This window comes from Pseudomonas kurunegalensis (assembly GCF_030291635.1).
Classification (GTDB): domain Bacteria; phylum Pseudomonadota; class Gammaproteobacteria; order Pseudomonadales; family Pseudomonadaceae; genus Aquipseudomonas; species Aquipseudomonas monteilii.
Genome location: NZ_CP127871.1, coordinates 3,081,877 through 3,106,352, shown reverse-complemented (window position 1 = coordinate 3,106,352; position 24,476 = coordinate 3,081,877). Strand labels below are relative to the sequence as shown.

General features: G+C 59.1%; 32 protein-coding genes and 1 pseudogene. 14 read left to right on the top strand and 19 right to left on the bottom strand.

Translation table 11 applies throughout. The features are described from left to right. Positions 1 to 221 precede the first annotated feature (221 nt). Both QQ992_RS13905 and QQ992_RS13900 read left to right on the top strand, forming a co-directional pair. Complete coding sequence (locus QQ992_RS13905) at positions 222 to 518, top strand: hypothetical protein (protein WP_286109953.1); 297 nt, start codon at positions 222 to 224, stop codon at positions 516 to 518. Positions 519 to 600: 82 nt separating this feature from the next. After that, positions 601 to 1,062: pseudogene (locus QQ992_RS13900) on the top strand (DUF4113 domain-containing protein); the annotation flags it as partial. A 141-nt stretch (positions 1,063 to 1,203) separates the two neighbouring features. Here QQ992_RS13900 and QQ992_RS13895 read toward each other — a convergent pair. The 10 genes from QQ992_RS13895 to def form a co-directional block, all read right to left on the bottom strand. Beyond that, entirely contained in the window at positions 1,204 to 1,683 is a 480-nt protein-coding gene (locus QQ992_RS13895) for a GNAT family N-acetyltransferase (RefSeq protein ID WP_286113942.1), read from the bottom strand. A gap of 1,349 nt (positions 1,684 to 3,032) precedes the next feature. Further along, a complete protein-coding gene (locus tag QQ992_RS13885) occupies positions 3,033 to 3,920 on the bottom strand; it encodes an aldo/keto reductase (RefSeq protein WP_286109952.1) in 888 nt (295 codons plus the stop codon). A gap of 84 nt (positions 3,921 to 4,004) precedes the next feature. Next, a complete protein-coding gene (locus QQ992_RS13880; protein ID WP_286109951.1) occupies positions 4,005 to 4,760 on the bottom strand; it encodes a 2OG-Fe(II) oxygenase in 756 nt (251 codons plus the stop codon). Positions 4,761 to 5,062: 302 nt separating this feature from the next. Further along, a complete protein-coding gene (locus QQ992_RS13870) occupies positions 5,063 to 5,770 on the bottom strand; it encodes a 2OG-Fe(II) oxygenase (protein ID WP_286109950.1) in 708 nt (235 codons plus the stop codon). A gap of 15 nt (positions 5,771 to 5,785) precedes the next feature. Next, on the bottom strand, positions 5,786 to 6,862 hold the full coding sequence (gene ada, locus QQ992_RS13865; RefSeq protein WP_286109949.1) for a bifunctional DNA-binding transcriptional regulator/O6-methylguanine-DNA methyltransferase Ada: 1,077 nt from the start codon (positions 6,860 to 6,862) through the stop codon (positions 5,786 to 5,788). A 91-nt stretch (positions 6,863 to 6,953) separates the two neighbouring features. Beyond that, complete coding sequence (locus tag QQ992_RS13860; RefSeq protein WP_286109948.1) at positions 6,954 to 7,592, bottom strand: DNA-3-methyladenine glycosylase family protein; 639 nt, start codon at positions 7,590 to 7,592, stop codon at positions 6,954 to 6,956. Positions 7,593 to 7,603: 11 nt separating this feature from the next. Continuing rightward, a complete protein-coding gene (locus QQ992_RS13855) occupies positions 7,604 to 7,894 on the bottom strand; it encodes a methylated-DNA--[protein]-cysteine S-methyltransferase (RefSeq protein WP_286109947.1) in 291 nt (96 codons plus the stop codon). Positions 7,895 to 7,957: 63 nt separating this feature from the next. Beyond that, positions 7,958 to 8,149 carry a hypothetical protein gene (locus QQ992_RS13850; RefSeq protein ID WP_286109946.1) on the bottom strand — a complete coding sequence of 64 codons (192 nt, stop codon included), beginning with the start codon at positions 8,147 to 8,149 and terminating at the stop codon, positions 7,958 to 7,960. Positions 8,150 to 8,159: 10 nt separating this feature from the next. Further along, on the bottom strand, positions 8,160 to 8,375 hold the full coding sequence (locus QQ992_RS13845) for a hypothetical protein (RefSeq protein ID WP_286109944.1): 216 nt from the start codon (positions 8,373 to 8,375) through the stop codon (positions 8,160 to 8,162). Between the two features lie 283 nt (positions 8,376 to 8,658). Next, positions 8,659 to 9,147: a peptide deformylase gene (def, locus tag QQ992_RS13840; RefSeq protein WP_286109943.1), complete on the bottom strand. Its 489-nt coding sequence runs from the start codon at positions 9,145 to 9,147 to the stop codon at positions 8,659 to 8,661. Positions 9,148 to 9,404: 257 nt separating this feature from the next. On the opposite strand from def, the gene QQ992_RS13835 reads away from it, so the two are divergent. Next, positions 9,405 to 9,905 (top strand): ester cyclase, encoded by a 501-nt coding sequence (locus QQ992_RS13835; protein WP_286109942.1) that lies wholly within the window; start codon positions 9,405 to 9,407, stop codon positions 9,903 to 9,905. Between the two features lie 150 nt (positions 9,906 to 10,055). On the opposite strand, the gene alkB is transcribed toward QQ992_RS13835, so the two are convergent. The 3 genes from alkB to QQ992_RS13820 are packed head-to-tail and all read right to left on the bottom strand — an operon-like array spanning position 10,056 to position 11,993. Further along, positions 10,056 to 10,730, bottom strand: a complete 675-nt coding sequence (gene alkB, locus QQ992_RS13830) for a DNA oxidative demethylase AlkB (protein WP_433963082.1) — start codon at positions 10,728 to 10,730, stop codon at positions 10,056 to 10,058. Continuing rightward, positions 10,717 to 11,436 (bottom strand): 2OG-Fe(II) oxygenase, encoded by a 720-nt coding sequence (locus QQ992_RS13825; protein ID WP_286109939.1) that lies wholly within the window; start codon positions 11,434 to 11,436, stop codon positions 10,717 to 10,719. The genes alkB and QQ992_RS13825 overlap by 14 nt, the downstream gene beginning before the upstream one ends. Continuing rightward, the gene (locus QQ992_RS13820; protein ID WP_286109938.1) at positions 11,436 to 11,993 is read right to left on the bottom strand and encodes a methylated-DNA--[protein]-cysteine S-methyltransferase; all 558 of its coding nucleotides are present in this window, start codon (positions 11,991 to 11,993) and stop codon (positions 11,436 to 11,438) included. Before QQ992_RS13820 ends, QQ992_RS13825 begins: the two co-directional genes overlap by 1 nt. Positions 11,994 to 12,828: 835 nt before the next feature. Between QQ992_RS13820 and QQ992_RS13815 the strand changes: the two genes are divergently transcribed. The 3 genes from QQ992_RS13815 (at position 12,829) to QQ992_RS13805 (ending at position 13,931) form a co-directional block, all read left to right on the top strand. Continuing rightward, positions 12,829 to 12,969 carry a hypothetical protein gene (locus tag QQ992_RS13815; protein WP_177410303.1) on the top strand — a complete coding sequence of 47 codons (141 nt, stop codon included), beginning with the start codon at positions 12,829 to 12,831 and terminating at the stop codon, positions 12,967 to 12,969. 154 nt (positions 12,970 to 13,123) lie between these two features. Further along, positions 13,124 to 13,492: a hypothetical protein gene (locus QQ992_RS13810; protein WP_286109937.1), complete on the top strand. Its 369-nt coding sequence runs from the start codon at positions 13,124 to 13,126 to the stop codon at positions 13,490 to 13,492. A gap of 130 nt (positions 13,493 to 13,622) precedes the next feature. Beyond that, on the top strand, positions 13,623 to 13,931 hold the full coding sequence (locus QQ992_RS13805) for a hypothetical protein (RefSeq protein WP_286113940.1): 309 nt from the start codon (positions 13,623 to 13,625) through the stop codon (positions 13,929 to 13,931). Positions 13,932 to 14,212: 281 nt separating this feature from the next. Here QQ992_RS13805 and QQ992_RS13800 read toward each other — a convergent pair whose 3' ends face one another. Together QQ992_RS13800 and QQ992_RS13795 are read right to left on the bottom strand one after the other, a co-directional pair. Next, a complete protein-coding gene (locus QQ992_RS13800) occupies positions 14,213 to 14,431 on the bottom strand; it encodes a hypothetical protein (protein WP_284353704.1) in 219 nt (72 codons plus the stop codon). A 123-nt stretch (positions 14,432 to 14,554) separates the two neighbouring features. After that, positions 14,555 to 14,788, bottom strand: coding sequence for a hypothetical protein (locus QQ992_RS13795; RefSeq protein ID WP_286109935.1), 234 nt, complete (start codon positions 14,786 to 14,788; stop codon positions 14,555 to 14,557). Between the two features lie 201 nt (positions 14,789 to 14,989). On the opposite strand from QQ992_RS13795, the gene QQ992_RS13790 reads away from it, so the two are divergent. Beyond that, entirely contained in the window at positions 14,990 to 15,349 is a 360-nt protein-coding gene (locus tag QQ992_RS13790; protein WP_286109934.1) for a hypothetical protein, read from the top strand. 1 nt (position 15,350) lies between these two features. Here QQ992_RS13790 and osmE read toward each other — a convergent pair whose 3' ends face one another. Beyond that, complete coding sequence (osmE, locus tag QQ992_RS13785; protein WP_286109932.1) at positions 15,351 to 15,707, bottom strand: osmotically-inducible lipoprotein OsmE; 357 nt, start codon at positions 15,705 to 15,707, stop codon at positions 15,351 to 15,353. Between the two features lie 34 nt (positions 15,708 to 15,741). After that, positions 15,742 to 16,977 (bottom strand): NADH:flavin oxidoreductase/NADH oxidase family protein, encoded by a 1,236-nt coding sequence (locus QQ992_RS13780; protein WP_286109931.1) that lies wholly within the window; start codon positions 16,975 to 16,977, stop codon positions 15,742 to 15,744. 111 nt (positions 16,978 to 17,088) lie between these two features. Here QQ992_RS13780 and QQ992_RS13775 point away from each other — a divergent pair, with 111 nt between their 5' ends. Continuing rightward, entirely contained in the window at positions 17,089 to 17,508 is a 420-nt protein-coding gene (locus QQ992_RS13775; protein ID WP_105948044.1) for a MerR family transcriptional regulator, read from the top strand. A 27-nt stretch (positions 17,509 to 17,535) separates the two neighbouring features. On the opposite strand, the gene QQ992_RS13770 is transcribed toward QQ992_RS13775, so the two are convergent. After that, positions 17,536 to 17,742: a hypothetical protein gene (locus QQ992_RS13770; RefSeq protein ID WP_105948204.1), complete on the bottom strand. Its 207-nt coding sequence runs from the start codon at positions 17,740 to 17,742 to the stop codon at positions 17,536 to 17,538. 227 nt (positions 17,743 to 17,969) lie between these two features. Here QQ992_RS13770 and QQ992_RS13765 point away from each other — a divergent pair, with 227 nt between their 5' ends. From QQ992_RS13765 to QQ992_RS13740, 6 genes are all read left to right on the top strand, one after another. Beyond that, on the top strand, positions 17,970 to 18,950 hold the full coding sequence (locus tag QQ992_RS13765; RefSeq protein WP_110740969.1) for a quinone oxidoreductase family protein: 981 nt from the start codon (positions 17,970 to 17,972) through the stop codon (positions 18,948 to 18,950). Positions 18,951 to 18,963: 13 nt separating this feature from the next. Further along, a complete protein-coding gene (locus QQ992_RS13760) occupies positions 18,964 to 19,812 on the top strand; it encodes a TauD/TfdA dioxygenase family protein (protein WP_019097549.1) in 849 nt (282 codons plus the stop codon). Positions 19,813 to 19,866: 54 nt separating this feature from the next. Further along, a complete protein-coding gene (locus QQ992_RS13755) occupies positions 19,867 to 20,916 on the top strand; it encodes a beta-keto acid cleavage family enzyme (protein WP_286109929.1) in 1,050 nt (349 codons plus the stop codon). 196 nt (positions 20,917 to 21,112) lie between these two features. Next, positions 21,113 to 22,393 carry an MFS transporter gene (locus tag QQ992_RS13750; RefSeq protein WP_286109928.1) on the top strand — a complete coding sequence of 427 codons (1,281 nt, stop codon included), beginning with the start codon at positions 21,113 to 21,115 and terminating at the stop codon, positions 22,391 to 22,393. 4 nt (positions 22,394 to 22,397) lie between these two features. Beyond that, positions 22,398 to 23,051 (top strand): DsbA family oxidoreductase, encoded by a 654-nt coding sequence (locus tag QQ992_RS13745; RefSeq protein WP_286109927.1) that lies wholly within the window; start codon positions 22,398 to 22,400, stop codon positions 23,049 to 23,051. Next, positions 23,048 to 23,374: a Rieske (2Fe-2S) protein gene (locus QQ992_RS13740; protein ID WP_286109926.1), complete on the top strand. Its 327-nt coding sequence runs from the start codon at positions 23,048 to 23,050 to the stop codon at positions 23,372 to 23,374. The genes QQ992_RS13745 and QQ992_RS13740 overlap by 4 nt, the downstream gene beginning before the upstream one ends. On the opposite strand, the gene QQ992_RS13735 is transcribed toward QQ992_RS13740, so the two are convergent. After that, positions 23,371 to 24,381 (bottom strand): AraC family transcriptional regulator, encoded by a 1,011-nt coding sequence (locus QQ992_RS13735; RefSeq protein WP_105948050.1) that lies wholly within the window; start codon positions 24,379 to 24,381, stop codon positions 23,371 to 23,373. The two genes, QQ992_RS13740 and QQ992_RS13735, sit on opposite strands and share 4 nt — an antisense overlap. Positions 24,382 to 24,476 lie beyond the last annotated feature (95 nt).

Below are 24,476 nucleotides of genomic sequence, written 5' to 3'. Positions count from 1 at the left end.
CGGTTTGTCGGCCTCGTTATGTTTGCGAGCGTCTACGACCAAAGCCTTGCTGGCGCAGGCCAGGGCGCAGAAGTCTGAGCCGAAGACGCCGGTAGCGTTCGTTGTTCGTCGATCAGCGCCGTCTCGTCAGACGGCTTTTCGGTTGCGGGGGAAGGCGCTGGCGGGCAGTGCCGAATTGGGTTATTGCTTCCCTCTAGGTTTTTCCACTCAAGGAGCGCGAGATGAAGCGACTATTGATAGGTGCTTTGCTGGCGGCGTCAAGCGCGGCACAAGCCGGTATTCCGCTGGTGAACGCCACATGTCCCGGAAACATAGAGGTGCACGCCGACAAGGGCGGCCCGATTTACATTAATGGCAAGGAAGGCAAGCTGAAGAAGTTCAACGAGAACTACTTCGAAGCCAAAGGCAGCGGGGTGACAATTTCGCTTTCGATCAACCCGGACGGCTCTCCGAGCGTTTCCTATACCGGGAAGAATCGCGCCAATGGGATCTGCCAGGTGAAAGGCGAGGGCTCTTGAGGCGCTGGTGGGCAGCGCAGGAGGTTCAGGCCAGATCAGGGAGTTGCAGCAGAGTCTGATTCTGATCTGCCGCACCGGCAGGTATGTTGGCCGGGCTGCAGAAAAGCTTCGGGCCCAAGGCTCATTGTGCAAGCGCATGCGCGTGAGCATCCGTACTGGCATGTTCAATCCGGATGAGGCGCACTACGCCCAGAGCGCATTGGTAGAACTGCCATACCCGACTTCCGACACGCTACTGATGACCCAACTGGCTACCGAAGCGGTCGAACGGATCTTCCGGCCAGGGTTTCGCTACAGCAAGGCCGAGGTGCTGCTGATGGACCTGCGGCAACCAGGTGAATTTTCAGAGGACTTGTTTGCGCTCAAGCAATCGGTGGCATGTGACCGACTGATGCAGGTGATGGATAACATCAACGAGCGCTGGGGTAGGGGGGCAATGCGAGCCGCCAGCGTGCCAGCCACACCGGATTGGGGAATGAGGAGGGGGATGATGAGCCAATCCTACACGACGCGGATCGATCAGCTGTGGACGGTCAAGTGTTGAGCCTGCCTGCGTCTGGCTGGCCGAACTCAATGACCAGTCGGCGTTGGGGGCGGATCCTGACGGCCGAGCCGCGGTGCTTGCCGAACTCGCGATTTCAGCGCAGCGACGTTGATGCAGACCAGCTGGACTTCGAGGGTGAGGTCATCCCATCGTCCACAGCATTGTCTGAACAGTAATATGCGGATGGCTTTCCAGTGCCTCCCATTCATCCAGGAAGACAAAGCCCTGTTTCAAATAGAAGCTTGAGGCTCTGGTGTTTTCAGGAGAGACATCAAGAAAAACGCCGTCAAAACCTCTTTCAGTGGATCGAGCTTTGACGATATCCACCAGTTTTTTTGCGGTGCCAGAGCCCCGAGCTGCGGGCTCAACCCACATCCCGATCAAATTGAAGCGTTCTGATGCACTGACTGCTGCACCGACCATTCCAACGGGCCTGCCGCCATCGAATGCTAGCCAGAATTCGGTCCCTGTAGAGGAAGCTCTTTGTTTCCATTGGTCACAGTCATAGTCAGCGGCAGTTTTGTAGTTGACGCCAAAGGCCGTTGGCGAATCCAGAAGCGCGGCGAGCCTGACACGCTTGAGTAACATCCAGTCGTTCTCGCTTGTTGCTCGAATGCTCATATCTGTCCTTGGTATCGTCACTCGTACAGTGACACCTGAGTATAGATTGAGCAAACTGGAGCCCATCTGCGGTTGTCGCTTTTGGCCGAAGTCAGCCTTTCGTGGCCGTCCGCTGCGGGTCGATTTCAGCCGTTCAGGACAGGCTGCTTTCGACGTTGCGCGTTTTGTCGCATAGGTATGACGGCAGTTGTATGGGGGCGACGCCTGATCACCAATTCATTCAGCATCGGCACCCACTGGTTGTGCAGGTCGTAGGTCTGATTCACGTGCTCGGCGCTCTTCGGCGGCGGGAACAGCAACGGGGTTTTGGTCACCGCTGCCTTGCCATCTCTGCGGCGATCCGCGTACTACCTGGCGAACTGGATTGTCCGCAAGGCCCGATCGTTTAGCAGCACAGCAGGCCCTTTGGCACTTGGCTGGATTCTTGTGGTTCTGCGCAGCCCTCACCGCGGTGGCTTTATTGTTGAACAGGGGTGATATGCTTCGCCGCTTACCAAGCAGGGAGAGCGGTCATGCGGGTTAGCGAGAGACTTCGGGCGTTCCAGGCTTGGTTCAATCCGAAGCGCAGGAGGCGCGCAGGCGTAGCGTTGATCGTCCTTGGCCTGGTTGGGATGTTTATCAACCCGCAAAGCCGGTGGAGCCTGGTCTTCGGGACGGGGATCTACTGGTTCTTCACTGCCTGGTCGCCCGGTCTTCGTCGCAAGCGCTAGGTTTTGTCGAAGTGATACAGGTGCAATAGGGCCCGAAACAAAGGCTGAAGCAGGGAGCGCGGTGATGGGTAGACGGCTGGAAGAATTTCGAGAGTGGTTGACGCCACGGAAGCGGCTGTGGTCCGGGATAGGCCTTTTTGTTTTTGTCATTGTGGTGACGGCAAAGTACCCAGAGTCGCACCTGACTTGGCTTATCGGCCCTGCTGCCGTTCTCATCACCGGTAGTTTCATGGGGACGCCGAGTAAAAGGCGATAGGCACTGGCAGGCCGCGCCGGAGGAAGCGCGCTCCTGAGGTAAATCGACGCTTCAGTTCCTGCTGGTCAATGTACACCCGTGACACATGGACAGGTCCTGTACAATGGCTCCATACGAGCAAGGTCATTCAACTGTGATCTGGAACTGAACGCTACCAAGTGCCCGTTACTGGCTTACTACTGTCTCTGCTGAAAGTCGGTCTGACCGTGTCGTAAGCCGGCGCTCGCGACAGACCGCTATCGACCAAAAGCTGACATTCGTAGTGGCTAGCGCCATTCGCTCAACCTTGGACTGGAGATGAGACATTTCCCAGAGTCCAACCCTGATAATCGGGCCCTTGCTCAGCTTTCTGAATCAACATCACAAGGCCCGAAAATTGATCGTCAGGCGCCTGGCCCAGGTGTTTCCGGTGCTGCGTGACCCAGGGCATCCAACTCCGCATAGTCAGCGTCGCTGAGTTCGAAATCGGCTGCAGCGACGTTCTCTTCCAAGTGTTTGACCTTGCTGGTTCCGGGAATCGGCAGCATGACTCTGCTGCGTTTGAGTACCCAGGCAAGTGCGATCTGGCTTGGGGTGAAGCCTGTCTTTTTTGCCAGGCGATCCAGGAAGGAACCTGGTTTGGCGAGATCGCCGGCGCCCAGCGGGAACCAAGGGATGAAACCGATGCCCTGACCGGAGCAGTAATCGACAACGTCTTCGTAGCGACGTGTTACCAGATTGAACATGTTCTGAACGCTGACCACCGGGAAATATTTCTGGGCAGCCTTGATCTGTTCAACGCCCACTTCGCTCAAGCCAACGTGGCGGATCAACCCTTCTTTTTGCATTTCTTGGATGACGCCGAACTGTTCATCCTGCGGCACCTTAGGATCGATACGGTGAAGTTGCCAAAGGTCGATTTGCTCGACGTTGAGCCGGCGCAAGCTCATCAACACCGCGTGACGCAGATACTCTGGCCGTCCAACGGGTGCCCATTTGTTCTCACCATGGCGAACAAAGCCACCCTTTGTGGCGATCAACAGGCCGTCATAGGGGTAGAGAGCGTCGCGGATCAATTCTTCGCCAATTTCAGGGCCGTAGCTGTCGGCGGTATCAATGAAATTCACGCCAAGCTCGGGCAGCCGTCGCAGGGTAGCCAGGCAGCCTTCACGGTCTTTTGGCGGTCCCCAAATGCCATCTCCAACAATGCGCATTGCGCCGTAGCCGAGGCGATTGATTTCGATATCACCCAGCGTGAACTGGCCGGACGAAGCTGCGTTTATGTCGCTCATAGAAGTGTCCCTAGGGCTGTGAGTTCTACCGGTATTGTTGCGGTACACCCCAGGGATTGAGCTCCGTTTCTTGCTGCTGATCTGTTATTTGGCGTCGTGGAAAATGATGCCGAGGGTGCGGCGTGCGCCACTGTGAATACGGCTCACGCCATGTCGCATGCTGATGCGGTAAAACCCCCGGGTGGACCGGGCAGGACGGCTGTTCACAGCGAAAACCACCGCCTGACCCTGGCTCAGATCGACCACCTCTGCACGGCCAGGCTTTTTCGGGTCACTCTCGGTGAGGATGAGTTCGCCGCCGGTGAAGTCCAAGCCCGGCTCGTCGAGGAGAAAGACTACCTGGAAAGGAAACACGTGTTCACCGTACAGGTCTTGGTGCAGGCAGCAGTAGTCGTTTTCCTGGTAACTCAGAAGTAGCGGTGTGGGTCGGCACTGGCCCGCCTCATGGCATATCGTTTTGAATTCGCTGTGCGCTGCGGGAAAGCGCCCCTCCATCTTCAGCGCGGCATGCCAGCGATTGGCAATAGGTGCCAGTTGTCCGTAGAGACGGGTACGCAGGTCAGTCACCGTATCTGGAAGTGGGTAGGAGAAGTACTGGTATTCCCCGCGTCCGAAGGCATAACGCTCCATGACAATACGGCTTCTGAAGCGCTCGCTCTCCGTGTAGAGGGCAGCCAACTCCTGGCATTGCGCCCGGTTTAGCAGCTTCGGCAGTACCGCAAAGCCCTCTTTGGCCAGCGAGGCTTCGAGCGCTCTCCAATCCAGCGCCTCAATGCTCGTGACTGCAGCGGGGTCAGAAATGACATCGTCTTCAAAAGCCAACGCAGATTGGTTGCTCATTGGGGTTCCTGGTTGGTGGTAGTTGGCGGCCAGTTGCCGCTTTTCCATTCGCGGTACTCATTGGGCATGCAGACTGCGCAAGGGCGATACCCCGCCGATATCGCTGAGGGCTCGTCGAGAAAGAAAACGCGATACTTCACGTAGCCTCCTCGGGCAATGGCCCCAGCGCCGCACGGCAATCGAGTTTTCCGTAGAGTTTGGTGCGTCGGTGCCCGCCCAATGAGCCGACCTGTGCACTGTGGAAAGGCTTGCCGTCCGGGCCTATCAACACCCAGGTACGCTTAGGGGCCATTGCACTACCCTCAGGGAGCGAAATGGAAGCTGATTGACATACCGATGCGCTCACCGCTTCTTACGCGGCTGATGGCATGTTTCAGGTTCACGCGGTAGTAGCCTTTGCTGCCCTTGAATGGGCGCTGGGCAGTGGTGATGATCGCCAAATCACCTTGCTTGAGCGGGACGACGATGGGACGCGACTGCATCCGTGGACGCTGTTCTGTAAGCACAAGTTCGCCGCCGGTGAACCCTTCTCCATGCGCGCTCAGCAGACCGACCACCTGGAGAGGGAAAACACGTTCTCCGTCCGCATCCTGTTGCAGGCCCATATAGTCCTCTGTGCGCAAGCAGGTCAGCTCAGTCAGCTCGCGCTGCTGTCCCGCTTCGAGGCACTGCGCGTGGAACTGCTGCAGATTTTCAGGATAGCGGTATGGCTGCTCCAATATCTCGCACCAATGGTTCGCTACCCGTGCCAGGGGCGAGTAAAACGCTTCTCTGAGGCTGCTCAATGAGGCCGGGAGTTCACCCGTCCAACGGAAGGCCGATCCTTGCCCTTGTTGCTTTGCGCTCAAATTGACTTGTACCTGACCTGATGAGCTTTTCTGGAGCTGTACTAACTCCCGGATGGCGTCGGCATTCAAAAAATCGGGAAGTACCGCGAAGCCTTCCTGATCGAGTTGCGTGGTAATGCTCTGCCAGTCGAGGCTTCCGATGGCTTTGGCGAATCTGTTCATGGCGCTCTCAGGGTCTCAGGAAGTGGTTTCGCGCTTGAGGAGCTCGCGCTTGCGCTCTACACCCCAGCGATAACCCGAAATGTCGCCATCGCGACGGACAACTCGATGGCAAGGGATAGCCACGGCAATGTGGTTAGCGCCGCAGGCCTGAGCAACCGCACGGACAGATTTTGGCGAACCAATCCGTTCTGCGATGTCGGTGTAGCTGGCCGTGGTCCCTGGAGGAATTTCTCGAAGTGCTTGCCACACGCGCTCTTGGAAGGCCGTGCCTCTGACATCCAGCGGCAAGTTCAAACCCAGTGATGGGGCCTCGATGAATCCCACTACCTGAGCGACCAGTTGCTCAAACTCGTGATCGCACCCGATAAGATTCGCCTTGGGAAACTGGTCCTGTAGGTCCGTCACCAGGCCTTCGGGATCTTCGCCAAGCAGGATTGCGCAGATGCCCTTCTGGCTTTGGGCCACGAGAATGGCACCTAATGAGCATTCGCCAACGGCAAAGCGGATGGTTGCTCCAACACCGCCATTCCGATACTCCTTCACGCGCATGCCCAGCAACTGTTCGGAGGTCTCGTAGAATCGGCTATTGGAGTTGAAGCCTGCACCGTAGATGGCATCGGTCACCGAGGTGTCTTCATGTCCAAGCTCTTCACGTAGCCTGCGCGCACGCGACGCCGAGGCGTAGGCCTTCGGTGTCAGACCAGTCTCTGCTTTGAACACCCGGTGGAAGTGGAACGCACTCATCCCAAGCTGCGCTGCCAACTCATCCAGGGTCGGAGAGGTCTCTGAGCAGTCGATAAGGCGACATGCTTTTGCTACCAACTCGGCCCGTTGTTCGTTTGCACGTGTCTGATCGCCAGCGGCGCGCCGGCTTGGCCGATAGCCGGCTGCTTCCGCCAATTTCGCGCTGGCAAAAAAGGTCACGTTTTCTCTTTTAGGGAGCCTAGCGGATGAGCTGGGCCGACAGTAGATTCCTGTCGTGCATACGGCGTAGACGAAGTGACCGTCTGCAGCTGCATCTCTGTCCTGCACGGCCTTCCACCGTTGCTCGTCGGTGTCATAGGTCGCGCTCGACTGCGGAGGTCGGTTCATGACGATATCTCGCAAAAATCGAAGTGATGGCCAGTGTATGGAGAGGTCCAATCGTAAGAACTCCGGTTCTTGCGATTGAAATCGGCCTTGGTCACCGGGTGGGTATTCGCCACAGGTACCACGCTGCAACCGTGCGGTGAGGGCTCCACTGCTCACCAATTTCCCGCATCTTTTTCGGTGTCGGGGCTTTTTCGAGGCCCTTCAAACGGCGGTAACCTTCCCGCACTCCCAAATCGTCGACCGGAAGAATGTCGGAACGCTCCAGGCTGTAGATGAGAAACATCTCTACCGTCCAGCGGCCAACACCGCGCAGTGATACAAGCCGTTCGATCAATTCTGCATCGTGCATGCCTTTCGCTTCTGACAACGAGGGAACCACGTCATCAAGGCGGGCCTGGGCGATGCCACGGATCGTCGCCAACTTGGTTGCGGAGAAACCACAAGCCCTTTGCCGTTCGGGGTCTGTAGCCAGCAACTGCTCAGGGCTCGGAAAGAGCGTTTCGGGATACAGCGCGAGTAGCCTGGATAAAATGGCATCTCCGGCCTTGGCGTGAAGCTGCTGATAGGCAATCGCACGTACCAGAGCTTCGAACGGTTCTCGACCTGGCTTTGTCTCGTGCCGGCAAGGGCCAGTCGCGATCACATGGCGAAACCAATCACCATCAAGACCACCCAGAAATTGCGCGGCATGTGCATAGGCTTCGGGTAAAACGTCAGCAAGAATTTTCATGAGTCTCGACTTTAAAACCCTGGAAAGGAGGCGGTTTGTGGCGGTGGTGGCTCGATGGCTTTCTCGTGTTCGAGCAACCATCGTTTGCGATCTAGGCCCCAGGCAAATCCCTTCAAATCACCGTTACTGGCCACCACTCTGTGGCAGGGAATGATGAGTGCGATGGGATTACTACCCACAGCCGCGCCGATATCGATTGCCGCACGTGGATCAGTGAAATCCAATTCCCGGGCCAATGCGCCGTAGCTGGTGGTCTTGCCATCAGGTATCTCGCGCACAGATTTCCAGACACGCTCCTGCAACTGGTCTCCTGTAGGGACGATCACCAACTGCGATAAAGCAGCGATGTCGCCCGAAAAATAGGCCTACAACGCCGCAGCGATGAGTGTTGGGGGCTCGATGGGCTCCAGCAGGTGGTTGCCGAAACGCATGCGTAGCCCTTGATGCAGACGACTCTCGTAGTTGGCAAAATCAAGGGCTCCGATGTTTTGGTACGAATCTGTCACCAGCAACATCTCACCGAGCGGTGAGGTCAGGCGGCTCAAAAACAGATGCATGGGATTTACCTCAGATCAATCGGACGAGATCGTTTTCACCGATGAGAAATACCTCGCCACTGTTCAGGTGTAGCTCCGTGTCGCCGTCGTCGTTCACCCGCCACTGAGCGAGCCCTGCGTCAACGAACGCCTGTAGATCAGCCATGACCTGGTGCTTCGCTTCGGCTCTTTGTACCTCTGTCGACTCAGGGCCGGAAAGGATCGCGGGTGTCCAGGTCATGGGCATGATCAGCTCAACGTGTTCCAGAAAGTACGCAGGGCCTGGTTGAACGCGTCTGCCCGCTCTTCTGGGAAAAGCAATCGAGCATTGGGAATTTCAACCTGGACGACTGGACCGGCCAATCTGTAGCCGATACGACCCGATGGGGTATCGATAGAGTCGCTGGTAATCATGGGCGCCGGCATTGTCGGACCTGCTTTTCGTTGATGATGCGGTCACTACTTTAGTGACGCAGCATCCACAAAAAACTCCGACTCTTGCTGTTGAATCAGGTAGGGGCAGTAGAAACTTAGCGACCGGCGCGGCGGCGGTATTGGGAGCGTTGCTTCGCGGAGGCATGGTCCATCAGCGTCTGGCCGCTTAGGTGATCCATTTCGTGTTGAATGCAGGCTGCGAGCCATCCTTCAGCGGAGATTGAGAATGGCTTTCCCCGTGCATCATGCGCATTTATTTGAATGCTACACAGCCTGCGTACTGGCACATAGAAGTCCGGTATCGATACGCAGCCCTCGTCATAGTGCGAATAACTGCGACCCATTGCTGAAATGGCCGGGTTGATCATCACCAGTGGCTCATTTTGGTTGTTAGACAGGTCAACCACCATGATCTGCTTGCGCACGTTCACCTGAGGACCGGACAAACCTATCGCCTTGTGGTGATACATCGTTTCCAGCATGTTCATCACCAGGTCTTCTAGAGCGGTGTCATACTCCTGGACTGGTCGAGCAGCTTTGCTCAGCCGTGCATCAGGGTGTTGTAGAACGCCAAGAATCGCCATTTCATACTCTTCATTAACGGTTGAAAATTTCCTGCGCTCAGCGCGAATCGTCCACGTCAGGCGTTTTGCAAGGTCTCACAAACGCTGGTTTACGCACTCGGTTTCTTGCCATTCAATCTTCAATCGCAGATAAAACTTCAATGGCAAAAAACGGAGTTTGACCACCTGCTCCATCTCCTAAATTGGCTCCCAGATGTACATCACCACCTGCTCTGACACCGACGGGTGTCAGCGCGTACGTGAACTGAGGAGCGAACATGTCGCAAGATAAACTGCAAGCAAACAAAGAAATCGTTGAGCGTTGGTTCAAGGCATTCTGGGGTAACCCGGCTGACCTGAGCATCATCGAAGAGCTGCTGGCTCCGAACGGCCTCGTGCACTACCCAATGCACGGTCCGATCCGCGGCCATGAAGCGGTTCGCAAGATGATGACCGAATTCCGCGAAGCATTCCCAGACCTGAATTTCTGGGGAACCAGCCCGCTGATCGCTGAAGGCGACTACGTAGTAGGTCGTTGGGATGGCGGCGGTACCCACACCGGTCCAGCCTTCGCTGACCTGCCTGTTGGCGCGTTGCCAGGCGCTTCCGGTCGCAAGGTTCGCTTCACCGGCACTACCGTTTTCCGTATCGAGAACGGCAAAATCGTTGAAGAAATCGGCGAAGAAGGTGCTCTGCTGGCTCTGCAGCAGCTGAACCTGGTCAACCAGCCGAACGAGACCTACCTGGCTCTCTACGAGGCTGATAAGCAGTCAGCTTAAGACTGAATGGGTTGCCGGGAAATCGGCAGTTTCATGAAGAGGCTCCCATTTTGGGGGCCTTTTTATGCATCTGGAAATGGCAACTTTACTATTCAGGACACAGTAATCGGTCGCAGAAACGGGCGCGCCCAATGGCGCGCTTACAGGGCGTTATCCAGCTTTGCGGAAGGTGAAATTGATGCGTTGATTACCCAGGACCGGATGGGTTGTGTCCTTGATAGGCATCACACCGTGGTAGCGCATTCGGTCAACACCGCCCCAGACTACGATGTCGCCATGAGCAAGGGGGATCTTTGCCGTTTTGTCTGATCGCTCCAGGCCGCCAAATAGAAAGACCGCATTCACACCCAGCGATACCGACACGATGGGCGCATCGAAGTCGCGCTCGTTGCGGTCCTGATGCAGGGATAGCTTCGAGCCTGGCAGATAGCGATTGACCAAGCACGCGTCTGGCTCGAAGTTCTCGAAGCCGGCAGCAGCTGCGGCTTCTCGCGCAAGCTGTGCAAATACCTCTGGCATTACTGGCCAGGGCTGGCCGTTGAGCGGATCGTTGGGCGAGTAACGATAATCCCTGCGATCAGTAGTCCACCCAAGGGCCCCGCAGTTGGTCAATCCCACAGACATCGTGAAACCACCCGGTGTAACCATGTGCCGAAAAGGGGAGCTCTGCTGCAATACCGCGATAGCCTGGAGAAGCTGCGATGCTAGAGGCAGTGCAAACCCACGAAGCACAAAGGCTTGAGGGCCAATCTGCTCGCGGTGACTGGCTTGCTCGTCCGTGAACAGGTCTAGAGTCGTCATAGGTAACTGCTCACTTGGAGTCATGAAAAATTATCCCCACGGTGTGTCGGAGCCCTGCCTGTATGCGGCTAACTCCATGGCGCATGAGGACCTTTCTTGGTTTTCCGCGTCGTCCGGCCGCTGGCCGTGTTTGGACGGCGAAAATGACAGCGTCGCCCTGTTGAAGTGGTACTACTTCAGCTCGCTGGGAGCTAGACGAGTACTCAGTCATTACGAACTCGCCTCCCCAGAAATCGACACCTGGCTTGGAAAGCAAGATGGCCACCTGGAGAGGAAAAAGGTGTTCACCGTACAGGTCTTGATGCAAGCAGTTGTAATCGCCGGGCTGATACTGCAGTAGCAGCGGTGTGGCTCTCGTCTGATCGGCTTGATGGCATCGCTCAAGGAAAGGAGCTAACTCCATGGGGTAGCGCACGGCGGCACCGAGGCGCTCGCTCCAATCGTTGGCAATGGCTGCCAGATGGGGATAGAGCGAGTGCCTCAACGAGTCGATTAGTGGCGGCAGTGGATAGTCAAAGTATTGGTATTCACCGCTTCCAAACCCGTGGCGCGCCATGACCACTCGCGTGCGAAAAGGCTTCGGATCGCTGTAGAGGGCGGCCAACGCTTGGCACTGATCAGCAGAGATGATCGAAGGGATGATCGCGTAGCCCGAATCATCTAAAGACCGCCGCAGGCTCGGCCAGTGCAACCCATGGAGTTGACCGAGCGAACTGCAAGGCCGGAACATTAGCAGGACTCCTTTTCCAGGAGCGCACGCTTTCGATCCACACCCCAGCGATACCCCGAGATGGACCCGTCTTGTCGAACAACGCGGTGGCAGGGAATAGCAATGGCCAGTACGTTGGCGGCGCAGGCACCGGCGACAGCCCGGACGGCGTCAGGGTTGCCAATTTCACCTGCAACGTCACTGTAGGTGCGAGTTTGACCCGCTGGAATCTGCTGCAGGGCGGCCCAGACCTTCTGCTGAAAGATTGTGCCGCCGACATCCAGATCCAGGACCTTGGAAACCTTACCGGTATTGACCAGGGAGACTACCTGCTCAAGCTCCGATCCTAGCGCTTCGCTATCTTGAAGGAACTGACGCTGAGGAAATGCCTTATCCAACTGGTTCATTAACCCAGACTGCGTGTCATCCAGGAAAATTGCGCAAATGCCATGGCCGCTATGGCCAACCAGCACCTGACCAAGATTCGTCTGGCCTACTGCGTAGCGAATGGCCGTGGTTTTGGAGCCAACGGGGGAGCGGAAAATGAGGTTGATCGACGACAGCATCGAAGTGTTCATGGAAGGTGGTCCTGATCAGATCTATTGATGAGGTCAGGTTACGGCCTAGGTCCGATGCCGGCACTCCGCTCCTTGCGATTGAATTTTGCGTGGTTGCATGACTGTTGAGCCGATTGATCTCACTATTTATGAATGACCGCTATGGGTCGATTTCGGACCGTCAGCGACAGCTATCAGGCGATACCTGCAGGGGGCACCCAGTAAAGTCGCCCTCCAGCCCGAGAAGGAGCTGCTCCATCGCTCGATTACGGAGTGTTATCCTTCGGCACTTATCAAAACAGGGAGCGTGATGATGGGCTTGCGTGAAAGGCACAATGCATGGCAGCGCTGGCTCACGCCAAGGCGCAGGCGGCGTATTGGCGGGACGGTGATGGCCGCCTGGGCGGTTGGCGTGGTGGTGCATCCAGGCCAATACCTGCTTTACGTAGCAGTAACCGGAGTAATCATCCTGATGGGAGGTTGGCAGTTCGTGCCAGAATCCAGGCAGTAAGGTGCGGACAGCTAACGCTGCATTGCTTTAATACAGCGCTGGAACAGGAATTGCTGAGACCCTGAGACATTGATCATGCGGGGTACGCAGAAATGACTCAGGATGACCGCTATTACATGATTTTCAGCGTGGTGGCTGTGCTGGTACTGGACCTGGCGGCGACTTATGTGTTTCTCAATGCCATATCCTGACCCCGATTGTGGGGCACGCCATACGCGTAATCGGGCCAGCCGCTACATGAAACCTGTCGGGGAAGATGACCAGCGGCTCGCGCCTCCCTGAACATCCCGCTTGAGTGCGGTCCAACGTAAGCAAGCCTTGGCTTCGCTTGTCGGAGGTACGCACATGAAACGCAAGACTGCATGGGTTGTGGTGTTGTCCGGTTTGCTGCTGCTCAGCGGCTGCTGGCCATACTGGCATGACGGCCGGCACCATCGCCATTATTACGACGGTGATCATGGCGGGCAGGAGTACCGTCGCTACTGATGGAGGGCGCGAGGCGGCGCCCCGAGGGCCATATAGCCAATAAGCCTGACACCGGGTTGCCGTCAAGCAGTAACATGGGCACACGATAACCAAAAAAGGGCGGCTGGCTGGTAAAAACTTACCTGTTTCTCATGGGGCAACAGGAGCGTGTCGCGTGAAGAGCTCAAGATCGCTAACGGGCGCACTACTTGTGTCCGGGTTCGCTACGTTGTTCATGGCAGGCTGCGCACAAAACCCTGATGTGCGTGACAGCCACGATTACACCGTAGGCAGTACCGCGAAAAGCCCACCCGTGTATCTGGGGTGCGTCAAAAACGAACTTCAAGGTGATGTGAAAACTTACGAAGTCGAGGGCGATAACGCGGTCAGGCTGTTCATCGAAAGCACCGACCCCGACAAGGCGCAGGGGCTTGTAGAGTTACGGGGAACGGGAACTCAGCGCCAGTTCACGGCTTATCAACGTGATGCCTGGTACGACCATGGCAGGTTGCTGGACGCCGCACTGATGTGTTCCAAGGCATGATGGTTAGCACTGGAAAACACAAAAAGCCCGCTGTTGAGAGCGGGCTTTTTGCATTTGCGGGCCACGGCCGCAATAATCCGCCTATTTGGAAGGAGAATCGCGGGTGCAAGCAAGAAGCGTTGTCGCCGAAATGTTCATTGGGATCCCGACGCATTTCTGGGTGTTGCCCGTTGCAGGCCTGGTTGCGTATTACGGCTTGAAGTGGTCCGCCAGATCCAGCAATCGCGCTACCCTGCTGCAAGCCTCGACTTATTTGTTGCTGCTGGCGCTGGCTGTGCTGCCCAACGGTTTTTATACGCTGTTTCCGCCTGCGCCCGACCCGGATGTGTTGTTGAACAACGCGCCGTTACCCAACTACGCAGGGCGCCTCTACCTGGATGTGTTCTACGTCTTCGGGGGTTGGGCGCTGAGCAAAGTGGTGAAGCTCAAGTTCAGCTGAATCGCTGCCCGGGTACCTGATGCGCCGACTGGAACGGATATTGCTCGTACCCTTTCAAACCGGCGCATTTGGGGGATACGGCAATGCTTCCTGAAGACCTGTATGTCATGTTTCTGTTTGTCGCCAGCGTGCTGGCCCTCGATGTAGCGGCCATCGTGCTGTACCGGGGAGCCAAACCCTGACCCGCGTTTGGGGGGCTGGCACCCTGAACCGGGTATGTCGTCACGGTCAGGCATGGATTAGCCAGGCAAGCCAAGGCGATTTCCAGGCCGTGAAGTCAGTCAGCAAGCGCCTTCAATGTCGTCGATTCTTGCGGCGACAGAGCGCAACTCGTCCGCAACCACGTCGATGGACTTGATATGCGCAGCAACATCCACCTCGCTTTGCGAGCTACCGCGCGCCGCCATGAACCTGGCGTGACCGCTCATGGCCTGACTGAGCTGGTCCAGGTGGTCGGCTGTTCTGACCAGGTCTGACTTGATGCTATGAAGCGTTTCCATGGTGTTAAAGGCCTTCCTTGTCAGTTGCTCCAGCGGGCCTGTGAGCATCGCCGCAGGGCAGGGTGAAACGCAACCGATTTGTGGAAGGCGCTTTCTCGACCAAACCCGGAAGAGCCTACGCGATCATTGCTGGGGTGTAAGAGAGCGCCCAAGTTTTTCAGCTGTCTGTCTCCACTGCAGTACCGATCCTTTATCGTCCGTTACCAGCAATCCGATGGACTGGTTACCGTCTGATTGTTGCTCGGCAAGTGGCACGTCCGAGTTGCGAAAAATGCTACGGTTCTGTTCACCGGTTTTAAGGGTGATGAGTTTGCCATTCTGATAGAAAAAAAGTGTTTGGTTGGCGTTATTTTGCATTGCGTAACTCCTTGCCGACTTGTGGGTTTACCCCTTTACTGTCGCAGCCTCCACCTGCTCACGCTACTGGCAGAATTATCAGGTGCTTACCGTCTAGCCCTGTCTGGCCTCATCCAGCAGCGCTCTATTGCTGTGTCAATACCGCGAAAAACCTGCAGCCAGACCTTGGTTGATTAGTAACTCGCCGCAACCCCCGTTAGAATGCAGCGTATCCCTAATGGCCAATTGCAAATGTCTACCTTTCGTATTTTTATCACTTCTGCGTTAGTTGCCAGCCTTGCCGGCTGCGCAACCCCAGGCAAACCCACGGCCAGTAAACTGACCAAAAAATCGCCGCAGCAGTACGCCGCCTGTGTCCTGCCCAAGTGGCAGGCACTGGCGCCCCAGGCTACGCAGAAGTCGATAGCCCACGGTTATCGGCTGACGGCGCCCAGTGCCGTAGCGAGCGACGATGTGCTGGACGTGGTCGATTCTCGCGATGGCAGCCGCGCGACGTTCTACAAGGGCAGCTTCCTGTCGGGCGACAAATTGCGCCAGGCTGCCCGAGAATGCCTGGACTGAGTCAGTAGCCCGAGCCGCTCGAACCGCCCATGCTGGGCAGGCGGGCCTTGTGCTGGGCATTGCTCCATTCGGCGCAGGTCATGAAGGAGGTCTTGTCTACCTTGCCGTTGCCGTCGAAACTGACGCTGTAGGGTTGCCGGTTTCCGGCCTTGGACAGCGTGTAGTCGAAGCACGTGCCGGGTACGACGGTGCGTTCGGACTCGGCATCAGGTTTGCCGCCTATGTGCACGACCTGGTCTTTGCTCATGCCGGTATCGACCTTGGCCACCAGAGGCTGGTCGTGGTAGAGCGCAGAGCTGGATGAACAGGCAGCAAGTGCTGCCAGGGTGAAAAGCAGCGCGTAAAGGGGTTTGTTCATGGCAGTGCTCCAGTCAAGGGCAGTGCACCACATATCAATCCACTCGGCTTTTCATCATACGCCTGTACTGCCTTACCCGCAGTAAGGTGCAGCCTTGCTCCAGCAACAAGGCGCGCAACGGTGACGCATGGGCCTTGGGCTGGCTGCCGGCTGCCAGCCGGCGCATCTGCAGCTTCACAAGGGCCATGTACGCCAGTGCGGCCAACGCTTTGCGCTTCCAGCGAATCGGCTTCAGCTCGGCACTGGCTGTCGCCTCGCCCTTGTGCCAGCGCCGGGGCAGGCCAGGTTCGACAGCCAGCGCCGTGGCGATGCCGGCCATGGCCACGCCACTGGCGAGCACCTGCTCGACCACCGGCAGCCGGCGAATACCCCCAGTGACCATCACCGGCATCTTCGCGATCGCGGCGATATCCCGGGCAAACTCCAGAAAGTAGGCCTCGCGGGCCAAGGTGCGGCCGTCGCGTGCGTCACCTTGCATGGCCGGTGCCTCATAGCTGCCGCCAGACAACTCGACCAGGTCCACTGGCAACGTGTTCAGCCACAGCACCACCTGGCGGGCATCCGCAGGTTCGAAGCCACCGCGTTGGAAGTCTGCCGAATTCAGCTTCACTGCCACGCCGAAACCGGGCGAAACGACCTCGCGCACGGCCTTGACGACTTCCAGCAACAGCCGCGCGCGGTTCTCCAGGCTGCCGCCCCAACGGTCCTGGCGCTGGTTGCTCAACGGCGACAGAAACTGGCTTAGCAGGTAACCGTGTGCGGCATGTATCTGCACGCCACTGAAGCCGGCCTCTTCGGCCAGCGCTGCGGTACGGGCGAAGCGCTGGATCAGGGCGGCGATCTCGGCTTCGTCCAGTGCCTTGGGCAGGGGGAACAGCCTGGACAGGCCGCCCATGTCCAAGGCCACGGCCGACGGCGCCACGGTGGGTTGGCCAAGGTTGGCCTGCATCTGTCTTCCCGGGTGGTTGATCTGCATCCAGAATTGCGCACCATGGGCGCGGCCGACACGGGCCCAGTCGCGAAAGCGTTGCAGCGGCTGGCTGGCATCGAGCATTACCCCGCCCGGGCCAGTCATCGCACTGGGGTCGACCATCACATTGCCGGTCAGCAACAGCCCGGCGCCACCTTCGGCCCAGGCCTGGTACAGGCGCAGCAATGAGTCGGAAGGGGTCTGGTCGGGGTTGGCCAGGTTTTCTTCCATCGCCGCCTTGGCGATGCGGTTGGGAATGACACTGCCATTGGGCAGTTGCAGCGGCTGGAAGGGTGTCATGGCGATCTCCGGACAGGGTTACCACGCATCGGTTACTGACCGCGTGGACTAGGTTGCAGAGAAGGCTAAGGTTAAAGTCAACTTTAAGGTCAATAGGGGAATGACAGTGAAATGAAAATTGGTGAGTTGGCACGACGCACGGGCCTCAGTGCATCGCGGATCCGTTTTTACGAAGCCAGCGGGCTAATTGCCGCCAGGCGTCTGGGCAACGGCTACCGGGATTACCCGGAGCAGGTCGTGCGGGCACTGGAGATCATTACCTGTGGCCAGCAGGCGGGGTTCAGCCTGGATGAAATGCGCAAGCTTACCGACGCGTCCGGGGCAGCACCGGGCGATCATGGTTTGTTGCTGGCCAGCCTCAAGCGCAAGGTGGCGGAGATCGAGGCGATGCAGCAGCGGTTGGCGCAGAACCGTGCTCAGTTGCTGGCGGTAATTGCCGGTATCGAAGGCAAGCCACAGGGGATGGACTGCGAACAGAACGCCCAGCGTTTGCTTGCCGGTTGGCAAGAGGTTGAGGCCACAGGCGCTTGACCCCGGGTGGGGCAGCCTTGGCGGGTTTTATCCCGCCTCACCGCGCTTGTTCATCTGCTCGCACTGCACCTGCGCATCCGTCCTGCTCGGGTAGCTCGGCTTGAGCCGCTCCTTCACCTGGTTATCGTAAATGTCGAACCCTCCACAAACGGTAGCGGCGTAATAGCGGCTGCCCATGCGGAACGACTCCTTTTCGATCGGCACAGCGGGAACGATAACGAATCTTGGTTGCATGTTTCGTGCCTCCCCAGGCAGAGACTTAAGTATTAGTCTCGCCATGGATAAGCATCAAGCAGGCTCATCAATAAAACGGCGTTCATGCAGGGCAGGGCGACGATCGCGCTGTCATCAAATGAAAACCCGCTGTCGTCCGATGCGAAGCACCCTGCAAGCCAAGGGCATACAGTCCAGTCATCCAGAACTGACGCCAGGCGTCCAGATCGATGAGTGGAGAGACAAGCATGTCCAAAGTCGTACGTTTCCATCAGACCGGTGGCCCCGAAGTGCTGCGCTACGAGGATGCCGAGGTGGGCGAGCCCGGCCCGGGCCAGGTGCGCTTGCGTCAGGTGGCGGTGGGCCTGAACTACGCCGACACCTACTTCCGCAATGGCACCTACCCGATCCCGCTGCCCAATGGCATCGGCGTGGAAGCTGCCGGGGTGGTAGAGGCCGTGGGCGAGGGCGTGACTCAGGTGAGGGTCGGTGACCGTGTCACCTATACCGGCTTCCTCAATACCCTGGGTGCTTATTGCACCGAGCGCCTTATCCCCGCCGCGGCACTGATAAAACTGCCGGAGACCATTGCCTTCGAGACCGCTGCCGCCATGACCATGCGCGGCCTGACCTCGGCCTACTTGCTACGCCGGCTCTATGACTTCAAGCCCGGTGACAGCGTATTGCTGCATGCCGCTGCTGGCGGGGTGGGCCTGATTGTCGCGCAGTGGGCGAGGCTGTTGGGGCTGAACGTGATCGGCACCGTATCCACCGAGGCCAAGGCTGAAGTGGCCCGTGCCCATGGCTGTAACCACATCATCAACTACAGCGTCGAGGACGTGGCCAGCCGCGTGCGTGAGCTGACCGACGGGGTAGGGGTGAACGTGGTATTCGACAGCGTTGGCAAGAACACCTTCATGGGGTCGCTCGATTCGCTCAAGCGCCGTGGCCTGATGGTATGCGTCGGCACGGCTTCGGGCACCATCCCGCCGTTCGACCCGCAATTGCTGGCGATCAAGGGTTCGCTGCAGCTCACCCGCCCGGCACTGGCCGACTTCATTGCCGACCCGGCAGAAAAGGCCGATCTGGCCGGCGAACTGTTCGACCACGTCAGCAGTGGACGCATCCGGATCGAAATCAACCAGCACTACGCCTTGCAGGATGCCGTTCAGGCCCACCGTGACCTGGAAGCCCGCAAAACCACCGGCTCGTCGATCTTCGTCATCTGAAGAGGGCAACAGCATGCACATCGAACAACTGACCTGCGCGATCGGTGCCGAGGTAAGTGGCGTCAACCTGGCCGACGCGATTCACGATGATGACCTGTTCGCCCAACTGCGCCAGCAGCTGCTTCAACACCGTGTGCTGTTCCTGCGCGACCAGCACTTCAGCCGTGCCGAGCATGTGGCCTTCGCCCGTCGCTTCGGCGAGCTGGAGGACCACCCGGTGGCCGGTAGCGATCCTGAGCACCCAGGGCTGGTGCAGATCTACAAGCGCCCGGATCAGCCCAACGACCGCTATGAAAATGCCTGGCACACCGACGCCACCTGGCGCGAGGCGCCCCCTATGGGCTGCGTACTGCGCTGCGTCGAATGCCCCCCGGTGGGCGGCGATACGATGTGGGCGAACATGGTGCTGGCCTATGAAAACCTGCCAAGCGACGTAAAAGCCAAAATCGAAGGCCTGCGCGCCCGTCACAGCATCGAGGCCAGTTTCGGCGCCGCCATGCCGCTGGACAAACGCCTGGCGCTGAAGGCGCAGTTCCCCGATGCCGAGCACCCGGTGGTGCGTACCCACCCGGAAACGGGTGAGCAGGTGTTGTTCGTCAACGCCTTCACCACCCATTTCAGCAATTACCACACCCCACAGCGGGTGCGTTTCGGCCAGGACGCCAACCCAGGTGCCAGCGACCTGCTGCGTTACCTGATCAGCCAGGCGTACCTGCCCGAGTACCAGGTGCGCTGGCGCTGGAAGCCCAACAGCGTGGCGATCTGGGATAACCGCAGCACTCAGCATTACGCCGTCATGGACTACCCGCCGTGCCACCGCAAGATGGAGCGCGCCGGGATCAAGGGCAGCCGCACGTTCTAAGCCTGTCGCCGTCACTGGCGACAACCGCACAATAACAATAGCGAGGACTACAGCATGCAATTCTTCGACGATTCGTTGCACCCGGAAAACATGGAAAAGGTGGTAATCACCGTGGCCCCCTATGGCCCGGAGTGGATGCCCGAAGACTTCCCTGAAGACATTCCGCTGACCATGGACGAGCAGGTGCAGAAAGCCGTCGACTGTTACGAGGCAGGCGCCACCGTGCTGCACTTGCATGTGCGTGAACTGGACGGCAAAGGCTCCAAGCGCTTGTCCAAATTCAACGAGCTGATCGCCGGTGTGCGTGAGGCGGTCCCGGACATGATCATCCAGGTGGGTGGTTCCATTTCCTTCGCTCCGGAAGGCGAAGGTGAGGCGGCCAAATGGTTGTCGGACGATACCCGACACATGCTCGCCGAACTGACGCCGCGCCCCGACCAAGTCACCGTGGCGATCAACACCACGCAGATGAACATCATGGAGCTGTTGTACCCCGAGTACCTCGAAGGCACCTCGCTGGCCAGCCCCGCAATCCATGCAGCTTACAGCGAGATGACCGTGCCGGCCGGCCCGGCCTGGGTCCGCGAACACCTGCGCCGCCTGCAGGCCAGCAATATCCAGCCGCATTTCCAGCTGACCGGCATGCATGCCCTGGAAACCCTTGAGCGCATTGTGCGTCGGGGTGACTACATGGGCCCGCTGAACCTGACCTGGATCGGCATTGGCGGCGGTTTCGACGGCCCCAACCCGTTCAACTTCTTCAATTTCATCCACCGCGCACCGGACGGCTGCACGTTGACCGCCGAGTCGTTGCTGAAGAACGTGCTGCCGTTCAACACCATGGCCTTGGCCATGGGCCTGCACCCGCGCTGTGGCAACGAAGACACCATCATCGACCAGCACGGCAAACGCTTCACCTCGGTGCAGCAGATCCGGCAGACCGTGCGCGTGGCGCATGAACTGGGTCGCGAGATTGCCACTGGCAAAGAGGCCCGCGCCATTTACCGCATCGGCCAGCAGTACGACAGCATCGAGCAGACCCTGAAGGCCAACGGTATGGCGCCGAACCGTCAGCCGGGTGTGAAGGGGGTGCCGCAGCGCTGACCTCACTGGCCTGCGCTGGCCTTTGTAGGAGCGGCCTTGTGTCGCGACAGGGCTGCACAGCAGCCCCGGCAATAGTTGAGTTGACGCTTCAACCGGGGGGCCGCTTTGCGGCCCATCGCGACACAAGGCCGCTCCTACAGGGGGCGTGCCAATACATAAGAACAAGAAAAACCCACACCACACCCAAGGAGGCAACATGGCCACCTACCTCGCCAGTGCCGAAGACGCCGGCACCGAATCCGCCCACAGCGTGCCCCGGCGTTATGCCTGGGTGGTTTTTGCCCTGACCTTCGGCCTGTTGATCTCCGACTACATGTCGCGCCAGGTACTCAACGCGGTGTTCCCGCTGCTCAAGGGTGAATGGGCGCTCAGTGACAGCCAGTTGGGCCTGCTCAGCGGTATCGTCGCGCTGATGGTCGGCCTGCTGACGTTCCCGCTGTCACTGTTGGCCGACCGTTTCGGCCGGGTACGCAGCCTGGTGTTGATGGCGGTACTGTGGAGCCTGGCGACGCTCGGCTGCGCCCTGGCAGAAAATTACCCGCAAATGTTCATTGCGCGTTTTCTGGTCGGGGTCGGAGAGGCCGCTTACGGCAGTGTCGGCATTGCCGTGGTGGTCGCCGTGTTCCCCCGCGACATGCGCTCGACCCTGGCCGGGGCGTTCATGGCCGGTGGCATGTTCGGCTCGGTGCTGGGCATGGCCCTGGGCGGCGTGTTGGCGCAGCACCTGGGCTGGCGCTGGGCATTCGCGGGTATGGCGCTGTTCGGCCTGGTGCTGGCGATGCTGTACCCCATGATCGTCAAGGAGGCACGCATTGCGCCCAAGTGCACGCAGCAGGCGCTGGGCAAGGTCAGCCGCCCGCTGCGCAGCTTGTACAGCAGCCGCTCGGTCATCGCCGCCTATGTCGGCAGCGGCCTGCAGCTGTTTGTTGGCGGCACCTTGATTGTGTGGATGCCTAGCTACCTGAACCGCTATTACGCCATGGGCACTGACCGCGCCGGTGCGGTCGCCGCTGTCATCGTGTTGTGCAGCGGCGTCGGCATGATCCTCTGCGCCATGCTCTGTGACCGCCTGGGCCGGCAGCGCCCGGACCGCAAGATCAGCCTGGCCATCGGTTACTGCCTGGGCAGCTGCATGCTGCTGAGCATGGCCTTCGCGTTGCCCGCTGGCACCGCACAACTGGTGCTGATATGCCTGGGCATGATGATTGCCGCCGGCACCAACGGCCCGTCCAGTGCCATGGTTGCCAACCTGACCCACGCCTCGGTACATGGCACCGCTTTCGCCACCCTGACCCTGGCCAACAACCTGCTGGGCCTGGCCACCGGCCCGCTGATCACCGGCCGGGTGTCTGACCTGATCGGGCTGCAAGCCGCACTGCAGTTGGTACCGCTGACAAGCCTCGCGGCAGCGGCGGTGTTCTTGTTCGCTAAACGCCATTACCACCGCGACATGGACTGTCTGCGCACCAGGAGTTGAAACCGTGAAACAGCTGTTGTCCGTCGAGGTGTTCTTCGATTTTGTCTGCCCTTGGTGCCTGATTGGGCAGCGGCACCTGCAAGCGGCCCTGTTGTGGTTGCAACGTGAGCAACCCGAGGTAGAGGTGCAGGTGCACTGGCAGGGCGTGCAGTTGCTGCCTGGGTTGCCTGCCAATGGCGTGCCGTTCAGTACGTTTTACCTGCAACGCCTGGGCAGTGAACAAGCCGTGCGCGAGCGCCAGGCCCAGGTGCGCGCCGCTGCCAGTGTGGTGGGCGAGGATATCGATTTTTCGCGCATCCGCCGCATGCCCAATACCGGCAATGCTCACCGGTTGATGCAGCGGGCCGGCAGCCTGCTCGGTGCACCGCAACAGGAGGCGTTGCTGGCGCGGTTGTTCATTGCCTATTTCCATCAGGGCCGTGACCTGGGGGACAGCGGCACCTTGCTCGGTATTGCCCAGAGCTGCGGGCTGCAGGCGGCACAAGTGGTCGACTGCCTGCGTGACGACGGTAGCCCGTTTCTCGAGGGGGCAGGGCGCGCAGGCAGTGCCGTGCCGCGCTACCGCTTCAATCAGGGGCCGCTGATTGCAGGCGTGCGGCCGGCCGAGGCGCTGTTCGCGGCCATGAACGACGCCTTGCAGGAGGTGGCGCAGGCATGAAGCGACGTATGGCACTGGCCGCCGATCAAGTACCGCAACGCAACGGGCGGGTGCTGTTGGACCTTGCAGGCCACAGCGTAGCCTTGTTCAACATTGCCGATTCGTTCTATGCCGTCGATGACAGTTGCCCGCACCAGGGGGCATCGCTGTGCGGTGGTCGCCTGGAGGGCCGCGTCATCCAGTGTTGTGCCCACGGGTTGCGTTTCGACCTGGCCAGCGGTTATCTGCAGAACTCCACCGCGCTCAAGTTGAACACGTACCCTGTCGAGCACGAGAAGGGCGAGGTGTTTATCCTCATCGATGAGCCCGCAACGGGCGGTTAATGCAACTGCCCATTGTGCTGTGCGCGCCAGTTCGCCGGCGGCATGCCGTACTGGGCAATGAACCAGCGGGTGAATGAGCTGGGCATCGAATAACCGAGCATGTCGGCAATGCGCCCCAGCGAATAGCTGGGGTTTTCCAGGTAGCGCATCACCAGGTCACGGCGCACGCTGTTGATCAGGTCCTTGAAGGTCAGCGCGTTCTCTTCCAGCCGCCGCTGCAGGGTGCGCACGTTCATGCCTTGGGTCTGCGCCACTTGCTCGATGGTGGCACGGCCCATGGGTAGCAGCAGGTAGATGGTCTTGCGCAGCTCCAGTTCCAGCGACGGCACGCCGCTGGCCGGCAGTGTGTCCAGGTAGCGCCGCGCCAGCCGGGCCATGGCCTCGTTGGCCTGCGGGCTGGCGCTGTCGAGGTCGGCAGCGGGGCAGACGATGCCGTTGAATTCGCTGCCGAACACCAGTGTGCACCCGAAAATTCGCCGGTGAATGGCCAGGTCGGCAGGCGCTGCGTGGGTGAAGTTGGCACTGATCGGGTGCCAATGGGCACCCAGCAGCGCCGCGCACAGGCGCATCATCACGCCGATGGCCAACTCGGTGGCCTGGCGGCTGCACGGCGCTCGCTCGTTGATCACCTCTTCACGAATAACCACGGTCTTGCCGGCTTCCTCGATATGGATGGCCAGCGCGTCGTTGAGCAGGTGGCGGTACTGCACGATCACTTGCAGCGCATCGCGCAGGTTGCGTTGGTGGCTGAGCAGCAGGCTGATTTCGCCGAAGTCCGACAACTGACGCAATTCGGCCATGCGCAAACCGAAACTTTCGCACTTCGTGGCGCTGGCAGAGGCCTCCAGCAAGCTGATGACGCTGGCCACCGGGATACGCCGGTTGGGGTCGTCGAGCAACGCGGCGCTCAGGCCAACCTGTGCCAGCAGCGCATGGGGATTGAGGCCCAGGTGGCGGGACACTTCCAGGTAGTTGGTCAAGCTGGCGGCACGGACTAGAGCAGGCATTTTTTATTGTTGTCCCTAAAGCACGGGGGTTGCAGGTCCACTGGTTTTATAGCCTGCGTGTCATCAATTGAAAAGCAAAGCCCTGTTTTGACCGT

Bases quoted from the DNA above. Each gene is read 5' to 3' on its own strand.
- QQ992_RS13905 (WP_286109953.1), top strand. From the start codon at position 222: ATGAAGCGACTATTGATAGGTGCTTTGCTGGCGGCGTCAAGCGCGGCA.
- QQ992_RS13895 (WP_286113942.1), bottom strand. From the start codon at position 1,683: ATGAGCATTCGAGCAACAAGCGAGAACGACTGGATGTTACTCAAGCGT.
- QQ992_RS13885 (WP_286109952.1), bottom strand. From the start codon at position 3,920: ATGAGCGACATAAACGCAGCTTCGTCCGGCCAGTTCACGCTGGGTGAT.
- QQ992_RS13880 (WP_286109951.1), bottom strand. From the start codon at position 4,760: ATGAGCAACCAATCTGCGTTGGCTTTTGAAGACGATGTCATTTCTGAC.
- QQ992_RS13870 (WP_286109950.1), bottom strand. From the start codon at position 5,770: ATGAACAGATTCGCCAAAGCCATCGGAAGCCTCGACTGGCAGAGCATT.
- ada (WP_286109949.1), bottom strand. From the start codon at position 6,862: ATGAACCGACCTCCGCAGTCGAGCGCGACCTATGACACCGACGAGCAA.
- QQ992_RS13860 (WP_286109948.1), bottom strand. From the start codon at position 7,592: ATGAAAATTCTTGCTGACGTTTTACCCGAAGCCTATGCACATGCCGCG.
- QQ992_RS13850 (WP_286109946.1), bottom strand. From the start codon at position 8,149: ATGCATCTGTTTTTGAGCCGCCTGACCTCACCGCTCGGTGAGATGTTG.
- QQ992_RS13845 (WP_286109944.1), bottom strand. From the start codon at position 8,375: ATGCCCATGACCTGGACACCCGCGATCCTTTCCGGCCCTGAGTCGACA.
- def (WP_286109943.1), bottom strand. From the start codon at position 9,147: ATGGCGATTCTTGGCGTTCTACAACACCCTGATGCACGGCTGAGCAAA.
- QQ992_RS13835 (WP_286109942.1), top strand. From the start codon at position 9,405: ATGTCGCAAGATAAACTGCAAGCAAACAAAGAAATCGTTGAGCGTTGG.
- alkB (WP_433963082.1), bottom strand. From the start codon at position 10,730: ATGACTCCAAGTGAGCAGTTACCTATGACGACTCTAGACCTGTTCACG.
- QQ992_RS13825 (WP_286109939.1), bottom strand. From the start codon at position 11,436: ATGTTCCGGCCTTGCAGTTCGCTCGGTCAACTCCATGGGTTGCACTGG.
- QQ992_RS13820 (WP_286109938.1), bottom strand. From the start codon at position 11,993: ATGAACACTTCGATGCTGTCGTCGATCAACCTCATTTTCCGCTCCCCC.
- QQ992_RS13815 (WP_177410303.1), top strand. From the start codon at position 12,829: ATGAAACGCAAGACTGCATGGGTTGTGGTGTTGTCCGGTTTGCTGCTG.
- QQ992_RS13805 (WP_286113940.1), top strand. From the start codon at position 13,623: ATGTTCATTGGGATCCCGACGCATTTCTGGGTGTTGCCCGTTGCAGGC.
- QQ992_RS13800 (WP_284353704.1), bottom strand. From the start codon at position 14,431: ATGGAAACGCTTCATAGCATCAAGTCAGACCTGGTCAGAACAGCCGAC.
- QQ992_RS13795 (WP_286109935.1), bottom strand. From the start codon at position 14,788: ATGCAAAATAACGCCAACCAAACACTTTTTTTCTATCAGAATGGCAAA.
- QQ992_RS13790 (WP_286109934.1), top strand. From the start codon at position 14,990: ATGCAGCGTATCCCTAATGGCCAATTGCAAATGTCTACCTTTCGTATT.
- osmE (WP_286109932.1), bottom strand. From the start codon at position 15,707: ATGAACAAACCCCTTTACGCGCTGCTTTTCACCCTGGCAGCACTTGCT.
- QQ992_RS13780 (WP_286109931.1), bottom strand. From the start codon at position 16,977: ATGACACCCTTCCAGCCGCTGCAACTGCCCAATGGCAGTGTCATTCCC.
- QQ992_RS13775 (WP_105948044.1), top strand. From the start codon at position 17,089: ATGAAAATTGGTGAGTTGGCACGACGCACGGGCCTCAGTGCATCGCGG.
- QQ992_RS13770 (WP_105948204.1), bottom strand. From the start codon at position 17,742: ATGCAACCAAGATTCGTTATCGTTCCCGCTGTGCCGATCGAAAAGGAG.
- QQ992_RS13765 (WP_110740969.1), top strand. From the start codon at position 17,970: ATGTCCAAAGTCGTACGTTTCCATCAGACCGGTGGCCCCGAAGTGCTG.
- QQ992_RS13760 (WP_019097549.1), top strand. From the start codon at position 18,964: ATGCACATCGAACAACTGACCTGCGCGATCGGTGCCGAGGTAAGTGGC.
- QQ992_RS13755 (WP_286109929.1), top strand. From the start codon at position 19,867: ATGCAATTCTTCGACGATTCGTTGCACCCGGAAAACATGGAAAAGGTG.
- QQ992_RS13750 (WP_286109928.1), top strand. From the start codon at position 21,113: ATGGCCACCTACCTCGCCAGTGCCGAAGACGCCGGCACCGAATCCGCC.
- QQ992_RS13740 (WP_286109926.1), top strand. From the start codon at position 23,048: ATGAAGCGACGTATGGCACTGGCCGCCGATCAAGTACCGCAACGCAAC.
- QQ992_RS13735 (WP_105948050.1), bottom strand. From the start codon at position 24,381: ATGCCTGCTCTAGTCCGTGCCGCCAGCTTGACCAACTACCTGGAAGTG.